This is a genomic window from Pontibacter anaerobius (assembly GCF_026241195.1).
Lineage (GTDB): Bacteria > Bacteroidota > Bacteroidia > Cytophagales > Hymenobacteraceae > Pontibacter > Pontibacter anaerobius.
Window position 1 is genome coordinate 121,897 of sequence record NZ_JAPFQO010000008.1, and the last position, 12,066, is coordinate 133,962.

Consider the following 12,066-nt stretch of genomic DNA (forward strand, 5'->3'; position numbering starts at 1 on the left):
ACTTGAAATAAAAACGAGCATGCTTCACTTCTTTTTTAATCAACCTGATACGGTTTACGCGCTGCAAACTGCGCGGGAACTAACCTCCACAGACATTCAAAAGCTTGAATGGTTATTCGGCAACGCCACTCTAAAACAGGAAACTGTGCTGAGTGGCTTTTTTGTTGGCCCTCGCGCTGCCATGATCACCCCATGGAGCACCAACGCCGTCGAAATTACCCAAAACATGGGCATTGAGGGAATCATCCGGATAGAGGAGTTTAAAATAGTAGCAGAAGATTTCACTGACTTTGACCCAATGCTTTCTCAAAAGTATAATGGTCTTGATCAGGATATCTATGATATCCATATTCAGCCGGAGCCTGTGCAGCCGGTTACGGATATTGCCGCTTACAACAAACAGGAAGGGCTTTCGCTTAGCGACGAAGAAGTTGAGTATTTAAACCAGCTTTCCGAAAGGCTGGGCAGACCACTTACCGACTCAGAAGTTTTCGGCTTTTCGCAGGTGAACTCGGAGCACTGCCGTCATAAGATCTTCAATGGCAAGTTTGTGATTGATGGCGAAGAGAAACCTGTTTCGCTGTTCAAGCTGATTCGCAAAACATCAGAAGCCAATCCGAACGATATTGTTTCGGCTTACAAAGATAACGTAGCCTTTGTAAAAGGGCCGGTGGTACAGCAGTTTGCGCCAAAACGCGCCGATGTACCTGACTTTTACAAAGTAAGCGACTTCGAATCCGTTATCTCTATCAAAGCAGAAACCCATAACTTCCCGACTACAGTAGAACCATTTAACGGTGCGGCAACCGGTTCCGGAGGTGAAATCAGAGACAGGTTGGCTGGTGGACAGGGAGCGCTTCCACTTGCCGGAACAGCAGTATATATGACGGCGTTGTCGCGCCTGGAAAAAGACCGCCCATGGGAAAAGGCGACGCAGGAAAGAAAGTGGCTGTACCAAACGCCAATGGACATACTGATCAAGGCCTCGAACGGAGCCAGCGACTTTGGAAATAAATTCGGACAGCCTTTGATCACAGGTTCTGTTTTGACATTCGAACACGACGAAAAGTCTGACGAAGTTGAGGCACCAAGAAAACTAGGTTACGACAAAGTGATCATGCTGGCTGGTGGCGTTGGCTACGGCAAAGCAAGCCAGGCGCAGAAGGGGCATCCGAAAACTGGTGATAAGATTGTTATACTTGGCGGTGAGAACTACCGCATTGGTATGGGCGGCGCCGCTGTATCTTCTGCCGATACAGGTGAGCATGGCACAGGCATCGAATTAAATGCCATCCAGCGCTCTAACCCGGAGATGCAGAAACGTGCCGCTAACGCTATCCGCGGCATGGTGGAAAGTGAGCACAACCCAATCGTTTCTATTCACGACCACGGTGCAGGTGGTCACTTAAACTGCCTTTCGGAGTTAGTTGAAGAAACCGGTGGTAAAATAGATTTGGATAAACTGCCCGTAGGCGACCCTACCCTATCTGCCAAAGAAATCATCGGTAACGAGTCGCAGGAGCGAATGGGACTGGTGATTGGCGAAAAGGATATTGATACCCTGCAAAAGATAGCAGAGCGTGAACGAGCACCTATGTATACTGTAGGTGACGTTACCGGCGACCACCGCTTTACTTTCGAATCCTGCACTACTGGCGAAAAACCGATGGACCTGGAGCTAAGCGACATGTTCGGAAGTTCGCCGAAAATGGTGATGGCTGACAAATCTGTTGAAAGAAACTACCAGCCTGTAAGCTACGACAAGAACCAACTTTATACTTACCTGGAGCAGGTGCTGCAGTTAGAAGCCGTAGCCTGTAAGGATTGGCTAACCAATAAAGTTGACCGTTGCGTTGGTGGCCGTGTGGCGAAACAACAGTGTGCCGGTCCATTGCAATTGCCGCTGAACAACTGTGGCGTGATGGCTTTAGACTTCCAGGGTAAAGAGGGTGTTGCTACTTCTGTGGGTCATGCTCCTGTTTCAGCCCTGATTAACCCGGCTGCAGGTAGCCGCAATGCTATCGGTGAGTCATTATCAAACATCGTTTGGGCTCCTTTAAAGGATGGTTTGAAAAGTGTTTCGCTTTCTGCCAACTGGATGTGGGCATCTAAAAACGAAGGCGAAGATGCTCGTTTATACAAAGCCGTAGAAGCCTGTTCTGATTTTGCCATCGCGTTGGGCATCAACATCCCGACAGGTAAAGACTCGCTTTCCATGAAGCAGAAGTATAAAGACGAGGAAGTTATCGCACCTGGTACAGTGATCATCTCAGCAGCGGGAAACTGCTGCAACGTACGCCAGGTTGTGGAGCCAGTTCTGCAACGAGATGGTGGTAATATTTACTACATCAACCTTTCAAACGATGCCTACAAGTTAGGCGGTTCTTCGTTTGCGCAGATCGTGAATAAAATCGGCAATGAAACACCGGATATCACTGATGCTTCGTTGTTTAAGAGTGCATTTAATACCCTGCAGGGATTAATTAAAGAAGGTAAGATTGAAGCAGGTCATGATATTGGCAGCGGTGGTTTGATCACGACCCTGCTTGAGATGTGCTTTGCAGATAATAACTTGGGTGCATCCATTGACCTGACATCTCTGGGTGAAGCGGACAGCATCAAAGTGCTTTTTGCTGAGAACATTGGCGTAGTATTCCAGGCATCAGCAGACGTGGAAGAGACCTTAAAAGCGAACAACGTGCCTTTCCACAAAATAGGTACAAGCACTTCTACTGCAACGTTAGAACTGAAAAACGGTGAAGACGCTTACAGCTTTGATGTTGCTCAGCTACGTGATACCTGGTTTAAAACTTCATACTTACTCGACATCAAGCAAAGTGGTCCGGTAAGTGCGAAAGAGCGTTTCGACAACTATAAAAAGCACGACCTGATCTACAAATTTCCGGAAGGATTTGACGGTAAGAAGCCGGTTATAGACAACTCTAAACCAAGAATAAAAGCTGCCATCATTCGTGAGAAAGGAAGTAACTCTGAGCGTGAAATGGCCAATGCCATGTACCTTGCGGGCTTCGACGTGAAGGACGTGCACATGACGGATCTGATCTCCGGTAGGGAAACCCTGGAGGATATCCGTTTCATCGGTGCCGTGGGTGGCTTCTCTAACTCAGATGTTCTTGGGTCGGCCAAAGGTTGGGCCGGAGCCTTTATGTACAACGAAAAAGCAAAGACAGCGCTGGAGAACTTCTTTAACCGCGAAGACACCCTATCAGTAGGCATTTGCAACGGCTGTCAGCTATTCGTGGAGTTAGGCCTCATTACCAAGGGCCATGAAGAGCCGGCGAAAATGCTGCATAACGTAAGCCATAAACACGAAAGCATCTTCACGTCTTTAACTATCCGGGAAAATAAATCGGTAATGCTTTCGAGCCTGGCCGGAAGTACGCTGGGAGTGTGGGTATCACACGGAGAAGGTCGTTTCTGCCTGCCACACTTAGAAGATAAATACCAGATCGTTGGCAAGTATGGCTATGAAACTTACCCAGCCTGCCCGAACGGTTCTGACTACAACACCGCCATGATCTGTGACGAAACGGGTCGCCACCTGGTGATGATGCCGCACATTGAGCGCTCGCTTCTGCAGTGGCAATGGGCACACTATCCGAAAGGCCGCCACGACGAAGTATCGCCATGGATGGAGGCTTTCGTGAATGCCAGAAAGTGGTTGGAGACTAACGGAAAATAGTGAATATAAAGCTATTTTGTCCCAGCATTTGAGATAATTTATAATAGCTAAACCCTCCTGTTTTAGAGATATAATTTCTAAAGCAGGAGGGTTTTCTGTATAGGTACTATTCTGATCTGCTAAACAGTAATAGCCGGAAATTAAGAATGATCTACCTGCGCGGCTAATTGCTACGCTTCTTATTCATGGTCATGATGACTTTCTTTGGCTTCAGCATATGTTTTATGAGTAATGCCTTTAGGATGCTCAGCTGGTGCATAGATAGTATAAAGTTTCAGGTCCGTTGTACCTGTGTTCTTGATGTGGTGATAGTATCCGGCAGGGATCAACACAGCCCAATCATCTGATATCGTTTTGTCGTAGGTTAGCTTACCTGATTCCTTGCCCATTCGTACACGAGCCTCCCCTTGTTCGATCCGGATAAACTGGTCTGTTTTGTTATGTACTTCCAGGTCTATTTCCTCGCCTGGTTTTAGAGACATCAGCACCATCTGCATGTGTGCACTAGTCCACTTTACTGCCCGATAATCAGGGTTGTTCACTGTGGCTTCCTCAATGTTCAGTGCCCATGGCTTCATGCCCATGTCTGCATCCTGCACATTACCTTCTACCTTCTCTGCCATTGCCCCTTCAGCATCTGTTACGCTAGTAGCCGTACTTTCTCCGCAGCCTGATAACAGGAATAGTGTACAGCTATATATTGCAGAATTGAGAAGCATATTATTCATTATAACTCTTGTTTTCATAGCTCTGATCTATTAATTAATATTTCTGTTTCACCTAACTACATCCAATGAACTCATACATAGGTACATCCTTCTTTTATTTAACGACTCTCACCGATTAATTAGTTGTACTTTAGACTTGTACTTGATTAAAGTTCAAAATTTGAGCATGCTTACTACAAGTGGTCTTTCCCGACTATAATTATAGATGGACAGAAGCATATAGTCTCTATGTTCGGGCTAGAACAAAACGCAGCAGCGAACTATTAAAGACTCTGGACTTTGGTATCGGGATTTTTTAAAGAGCAGTGATAAAGTATAACTGACAGAAGCAACTACGAACGCTGCAACTGCTTTGAGCCTTTCTCTTTCTTCATCATCTTCACCACATCATCCATTATCATATAAAGGCAAGGCACGATCACAAGTATAATGGCTGTAGCGAAAACAATCCCGAAGCCTAGCGAAATAGCCATGGGTATAAGTTGAAATGCTTGCCTGGACGTCTCAAGTATGATTGGCGTTAAGCCGCCGAAGGTGGTAAGCGTGGTAAGGATGATGGGCCTGAACCTGCGGATGCCGGCTTCATGTATGGCATCGTAGGCAGAGACATCTCCCTTTTGCCGGTTGGCATAGTCGATCATGATCAGCGAATCGTTCACTACTACACCTGATAGCGCGATAATACCCATCAGGCTCACCAACGACAGATCATAGCCTAGTAAGATGTGACCGATTACCGCTCCCACCACGCCGAAAGGTATAGCCAGCATCACAATAATAGGTTGAATGTAGCTGTTCAGCGCCACTGCTAATAATGAAAAGATCAACAGCATGGCAATGATAAAACCAGACCACAGGGCCTGCGTAGACTCCCGCATCTCAGCCTGACTCCCCTCAAAGGTCCAGGTGATGCCGGGGAAGTCAGCTTGCAGTTGTGGAAGTACCTCTTCGTTTAAAGATTTAAGCACACGCGTCTGGGCATTGGCCGGCTCCACATCCATACTTACATTTACTATCCTGCGTCCGTCGCGCCTGTTAATATTGGTAAAGGTTTCCCCGGATGTGACTTTTACCACGTTGAGCAAGGGAACTGCGGTACCGTCTGGTGTGCGAATGATAAACTCCTCCAGGTTATACATGTCCTTCCGCTCTTCCTCCGGTAGCTTTACACGGATCTCGGTTTCGTTGATGCCGCGTAGCTGGCGCATGGCCAGGGCTCCAAAGAATGCATCGCGTACCTGCTGCCCAACGGCGGAAGGTGTTAAACCAAGGCTTCTGCCTTCCGGCAACAGCTCAAAGCCCAGCTGTAGTTTGCCCATGTTGTAGTTATCGCTGATGTCGCGGGTTTCTTCAAAGGCTTCCACCCGCTCCACAAAGGCCTGACTGGCACGCTCCAACACTTTTATATCGGTGTGACTCAAATCTATACTTATATCCTGGCGCGCACCACCTGGACCACGCTCTGCCTCAAACGTGATCTGGTCTACGCCTTCAATGTCACCGATCTCTTCTCGCCACAATTCGATTACTTCCTTGGCGGTTATATCAATCTCATCGGGCGGTTTCATCACGATCTCCACATCGATAAAATCTTTGCCGCGCACGTTGGTTTTGATGCCTTCGGCTACCTCATACAGGTTGTGTTCCTCGAACATGCGCTGTGTAGACTCGGTGATCTGGATGGCTACTTTGGCAGCCTGATCGGTGGTAGTTCCAACGGGTAACCTTACCGCGCACTCAATCTCATCGGCAGCTTCCTCGGGCATCAGCACCATGCCCATATGGCCGCTGTAACCAAAGCCGCCAACAACCAGTAACAAAGCCACCGCAGAAGTAAGCGTAATATATCTGTTGCGCAGGCACAGGTTCAGGAAAGGTTGGTAGCGGCGATCTATAAACTTCCCGAAGGCCTCAGCGACGGAATTCTGCCAGCTCTCCAGCTTCTGTAGGGCTTTAGACTTGTTCTTCTTCGGCTTGTGCGCCACATGCGAAGGAAGTATAAAGAGCGCCTCGAAAAGTGACACCGCCAACACCGCGATTACTACCACCGGCAGCGGCCACCAGTATTTACCGGTTTCGCCGGGCATGAACAGGAGCGGCACAAAGGCGATGATGGTAGTAAGTATACTGAAGATGACGGGTTTGGAAACGTCTTTGGCACCAAGTATAGCAGCCTCCATGTACCCATAGCCTTTTTGCCTGTATGCATAGATGTTCTCCCCCACTACAATAGCATCATCCACCACAATCCCCATCACGATCAGGAAACCGAACATCGAGATCATGTTTATACTTATATCCATAACGGGCAAAAGCACCATCGCTCCAATAAAGGAAATGATCATGCCCATCATCACCCAGAACGCCAAACGGTACTCCAGGAACAGCCCCAAAATCACCATTACGATGACAATAGCCAACAGACCATTCTCAGTTAAAAGCGCCAGGCGCTCCCGAAAGTCTTCTGCCCGGTTACTGTCGATCCGGATGCTTACGCCGGGAGGTAAGGCCTTCTCAAAATCAGCCATTATCTGCTTCACCAGCTCCTCTATCTCCAGCGGCGACTGCTTACCTGTCCGGAAGATTTCCAAGTCTACGGTGTTCTGCTGGTTAAACTGTCCGTGAAAACCTGTTTCCTCAAACCCATCGGTAATTTTGGCAATATCGCCGAGTTTTACCGTGGCACCCGATTCAGAAGAAATCACGTCTATTTTGGAGAGTTCTTCGGCCCACAGTTTCCGCTCCTGCATCCGGAGCAGCACCTCTCCGGCCTGTGTTTCGATAGAGCCCGCCGGTACGTCTTCGCTGGAATTGCGGATGATACTGGCCACCTGCCCCAGCGTCATATTATACTCGCGCAAGGTATGCTCGGGTATCTCCACATGCGTCACAAAGTCGGGCACGTTGCCGATCTCTACCTGCGTGATCTCATCGTTTGCCAGCAGCCGGTTACGGAGCCGTTCGGCCAATATACGCAGCGTCCAGACATCCACATCCCCGTACAGGCCAATCTGCATCACGTCCCGCCGCTGGTCCAGCAGCCTTACCTGTGGTTGTTCAATATCATCCGGGAAAGTTTGGATGCGGCCCACGGCCTGGTCTATATCCTGAAAGGCCTTCATCCTGTCGGTGCCGGGCACCAGTTCCACCGTCACCCTTCCGGATCCCTCATAGGCCACAGAAGTGACTTCTTTTATACCTTGTACGCCCTTAATGGCTTCCTCCACGGGCAGCACAATTCCCTGCTCTGTCTCCGTTGGGGCTGCTCCCGGGTACACCACGCTTATCTCCACATAATCCAGCTGAAACTGCGGGTATACTTCTTTCTGCACGTTATACATCGTCCAGATGCCGCCACCGATCAGTATAAACATCAGCAGATTCGTGATCACGCGGTTGCGGGCCATAAAGGCAATAGGCCCCTTGTGTGTGTCTTCAGCCGGTTTATCTGGTTTAGTCATACTACTATTTCCCTTCTTTCCTTGCTGTATCTGGTCTGGCTTTGCTTCCTTCTGTACGTAGCTCAGAGCCTTCCACCACCGTTGACAGGTCTGTTGTTACGACCATTTCTCCGTCAGAAAGACCTTTGCTGATGTAAGCAAAATCAGGATCTTCGAACAACACCTCTACCTTCCGGATATTGAGCTTGCCGTCTTTCATTACCCACACCGTGTTGTCCTGCCTGAGGTAGTCGCGGCTAAGGCGGATAACATCTTTCAATTGTTTTGCCTGTATGTGCGCCTCCACGAACGTACCTATAAGCAGGGGTGGGATTGTATCCGCGTTCGTTCTCCGCGCCAGCGGGTCCGGCACAGAGATAAGTACCCTTGCCAGCCGTGTCTGCGTATCAAGTGCTCCTACCAGTTTATATAGATAGCCCTTTCTGTACTGCCCTTCCGGCCAGCTGTTGGCATCTATCACTTTTACGTCTGCCCCAGCCCCAGGGTCATTTTCAGCAAACGTAAGCCAGTTCACCTTCGAGACAGGCACATCCGCTGCCACCCAGTATTCTTCCATTCCTACCAACCTTCCGATGTCAGCTCCGGGAGCCAGTTGGGTGCCTGTGTTAGCGTTTCGGGTGATAATGTGTGCATCGAAGGGTGCCCGGATGGTGGTGCGCTGCAGGTTGAGCCGGGCCTGGTCTACTGCAGCCTGTGCTGCAGCCACATTCGCCTTTGCTGCATCCAACTGTGGTTTGCGCAGCACAAGGTCTTGGTTTTTCGTGGGCAGGTCTTCTCCAATCAGCTCATAATCTTTACGGGCCACTTCCTGCCTGCCCATCTCCACACTCAGGTCTGATTTGGCCAGCTCCAGATCGCTTCTTCTGAGCTGCAGCGTGTTCCGGTAATCAGCAGGATTTATCTGTAGCAGCACCTCTCCTTTTTTAACAAAAGAGCCTGGTGTGAAGTTATCGGAGATGCGGATCACCTCCCCGCCTACCTGCGTACTAAAGGTAATGTCTTTTGCCGCCTGCACGGTTCCGGTTGCCACTACGTTAGGAGTATAATTACCTCGTTCCACCTGCACCACATCTACCAGCATGGCAGTTTTTATACTTGCCCCTTCCCGCTGTGCTTCCGGCTCCGTCATAAACACAACAACGGTGACGATGATACTTGCCAGAAGTATAGCTGCACTAATTAAGAATGTCTTCTTTTTGGTCATCCTGATGCTATTTTGATGATAGCCTCTACGCTATAAACCCTCGATCTCTTCCTGTAAAAGCAATTCCCTTTCCGTTTCAAAACCTCCTGCCAGGGCACGGTAAAGGCCTACTCTTATTTCCAGCAGGTCAAGCCTTGCATTAACTAAATCAAGGCGGAGCTGTTGTAATTGGTTTAACGTAACCAGCACATCCAGGTAAGGTATAAAGCCATTCAGGTACTCTATTCTGAGTTGCCCAAAGGTTTTTTCAGCCAGCTCCACCTGCTTTGCTATTACTTCAATTTGCTGGACTTGCTTTGTTTCCTGTATCAGCGCGTTTTCTATTTCCTGGAAAGCCACGAGTACAGTTTGTCCATAATCATTTAGTTGTTGCTGCCGTATGGCCTCTGCCTGATCTACCTGCGCTTTTAACCTGCCTCCGTTAAAAATAGGTGCCAACAAGCTACTGCCCAACGAAATTGCCTGCGATTCGAATAACCCGATCAGATCATTTGACCTGAGTGCAGCATTGAGCGAGAATGTCAGTCGCGGATAACGGTTGCTGATAGCGGCAGCTACTTCTCTGTCTGATGCCTGAAGTATACTGAACGACCGCTGCACATCGGGCCTTCGGTTTACAAGTTGCAGCGGGATTCCTGTTTGAGGCAATGGCGGCAATTCTGGCATCTTAGCAGAAGCCTCTACAACTTCGCCAGGTGGTTGCCCAAGCAGTATCGATAGCTGATTCTCCAGCAGCTCTTTTTGCAGCTCAAGCGTTATCCGTTGCTGCTTTGTACTTTCGATGAGTTGCCGCTGCCGCAGAACATCAACGCCTCTTACCTGTCCGCTGGCAAAGCGGTTGCGGATAAGCGCCAGTACCTGCTCATTTGTCTCCAACTGATCGTCCACCAGCTGCAGTTGAATGTTGTTCGCTTTTAGCCTGAACCAGGCTAAGGCCACCTCAGCTGTTAGCGTGACGGCTGCCGTTTTGTAGTCGTAGTAGCTGGCCCTAAACCTATACTCTTCTGCAGCTATGCTATACCTGATGCGTCCCCAAAGGTCTGCTTCATAACTCGCCCCTAACCCAAGCTGCGTGTTTTCTCCCCCGGCAAAATCAGGTTCCGGACGACTTATACCACTCCTGAGTTGCAGAAATACATCTGGCACTCTGGCCGCTGAGGTTATGGTAAGTATGGCTTTCGACTCTTCGAACTGGTACCAAAAAACCTTCAACGGCAGGTTAGATTCTAAGGCGGAGTCAACAAGTATGTTTAACGTAGGGTCTTCAAAAGCTTGCCACCACCTGTCTGGGGCCACCTCTTCGCCGGGTAATGAGAAAGTTTGTGGGGATTCGTAGGGGAGCTGCACATCAGCCATTTTACGGTTGCAGCCCGAGAAGCAAAGTAGTATAAAGCAGCACAGCACGTACTGGCCAGGTGTAAAGTATGACCTGCCTTTAACAAATCCGCTAAGGAAACCGCCGCTTTTCAAATTGCTTATACTTTTGTATTCTTAGATTGGGCAGGTGGTACATCTTAGCCCAATTTATACTTGCATAAGTCATTTAACCAGAAGCGGCAGTTTAAGGTTATACCTGGCAGGGGCAGTTAAAGTATAAGAACAGGTTTTGAAGTATAAAATAAATCAGTTTTAGTGTTGCTGATGCGCAGTAGATTTCAGTACACTTATAATCCTGGGCAGATGTGTACGGGGCTTTGTAACACATTCTAAAAAGTAAGCGAGCAACATCTGCTATAGAAAAGCAAAATTTTAGGTGCAGCTTATACTATGCTGATCTTTTTAGTCAAGTAGCAAGAATGATTGCAAGCATACAGAATTTAGGGAAGGGATAAACAGAAATGTTATACGCTAAGGCAGCTTCAGATAAGGGAAAATTTTACATCAAAACTTCTATGATCAAGTAATTAGTTAAAGTAACCTTCTTTTCCGCTACTCAAAAAGAAAGTAAGTAAAGTATCTTTCTTCGTACTCGCTCCTAGCTAACAAGCCGTCTTTATTATGATCCCAACGATCAAAAATACCACCCACAAATTCGGATGAGTCAATGATAGAATCCTTATTCACATCCCAATCAGAGTAAAAGTTTAATTTAATTATCCCTTTGATGAATTCACTATCGGTCAATTTCCCATCACTGTCCCCATCCCATGTAGCCAAAGCCTGGTCTTTTAAATCGAAATCTGCAGCAAATTTCTTCCATTCTGCATCAGATATCTTAAAGTCATAGTCTTTATCAACCATGAGAAACAAGGCAAAACCGAATGATGCATCGGGTTCTTTAGGAACAGTATAAACCATCCAATCCATATACTCTCCCATTTTAAGTCTACTTCCGATTTCTACAAACTCCTCCTTGCTAAGGTCCGGTGCATGTAAGTTGAAATCAAATGAGTTTTGTGATACGTTTTTACTTTTGTCCTCTGCTTCAACTATCATCCTATACCTAGCAATGCCTGCACCCTGAGGCAATGGAATCTGTTTTCTGTATAAGTACATCATTACATCAAAGCTTTTATCGCTCTCACTGGCATAGTCAGCAGTTTTAAAACTTGCAATTAGCTCCTTATTACTGGTAGAATCCTCCAGGTATACGCGTACTTCCTCGAGTCCTCCATTGTCTACTACCTTCACTCTAATCATAACATTTTCAATTATGACAAAAGAAGTGTTAGCTGCCGGTTCAGTAAATTCAATTACAGGTTTGCTAGTGTCGGGTCCTGCAGGAGGGACTGGAGTAGTTGGATTAACAGGTAGAGGGTGTGCAGTAGGGCTCACTTCATCGTCGTCACATGCCACGGTGGCTAAGGCGACAAGAAAAACTAAAAGTAAATAACTCTTTTTCATAGCACAAGACTTAAAGCATCAGGAAAGATGTCTTTAAAAGATGCCTCTTGCTTTGGTTGCTGCTTTAGCACAGCTAAAAAGAAGGAGTTCTTAAATGAGACTCGCACCTGACGCATAGAACACTAG

Annotated in this window: 6 protein-coding genes; 1 reads left to right on the forward strand and 5 read right to left on the reverse strand. The window is 47.7% G+C overall.

Annotation, left to right across the window (positions count from 1 at the left end; genetic code table 11):
* Positions 1 to 19: 19 nt before the first annotated feature.
* Positions 20 to 3,703 (forward strand): phosphoribosylformylglycinamidine synthase, encoded by a 3,684-nt coding sequence (gene purL / locus OO017_RS12785; RefSeq protein WP_266052890.1) that lies wholly within the window; start codon positions 20 to 22, stop codon positions 3,701 to 3,703.
* Between the two features lie 179 nt (positions 3,704 to 3,882).
* Here the strand turns inward: purL and OO017_RS12790 are convergent, their stop codons facing one another.
* From OO017_RS12790 to OO017_RS12810, 5 genes are all read right to left on the reverse strand, one after another.
* A complete protein-coding gene (locus OO017_RS12790; protein ID WP_266052891.1) occupies positions 3,883 to 4,326 on the reverse strand; it encodes a cupin domain-containing protein in 444 nt (147 codons plus the stop codon).
* A 437-nt stretch (positions 4,327 to 4,763) separates the two neighbouring features.
* On the reverse strand, positions 4,764 to 7,892 hold the full coding sequence (locus OO017_RS12795) for an efflux RND transporter permease subunit (protein ID WP_266052892.1): 3,129 nt from the start codon (positions 7,890 to 7,892) through the stop codon (positions 4,764 to 4,766).
* Positions 7,893 to 7,896: 4 nt separating this feature from the next.
* Entirely contained in the window at positions 7,897 to 9,096 is a 1,200-nt protein-coding gene (locus tag OO017_RS12800) for an efflux RND transporter periplasmic adaptor subunit (protein WP_266052893.1), read from the reverse strand.
* A 30-nt stretch (positions 9,097 to 9,126) separates the two neighbouring features.
* Complete coding sequence (locus OO017_RS12805) at positions 9,127 to 10,566, reverse strand: TolC family protein (RefSeq protein ID WP_266052894.1); 1,440 nt, start codon at positions 10,564 to 10,566, stop codon at positions 9,127 to 9,129.
* Between the two features lie 459 nt (positions 10,567 to 11,025).
* Positions 11,026 to 11,940 carry an Ig-like domain-containing protein gene (locus OO017_RS12810; protein ID WP_266052895.1) on the reverse strand — a complete coding sequence of 305 codons (915 nt, stop codon included), beginning with the start codon at positions 11,938 to 11,940 and terminating at the stop codon, positions 11,026 to 11,028.
* Between the last annotated feature and the right edge of the window lie 126 nt (positions 11,941 to 12,066).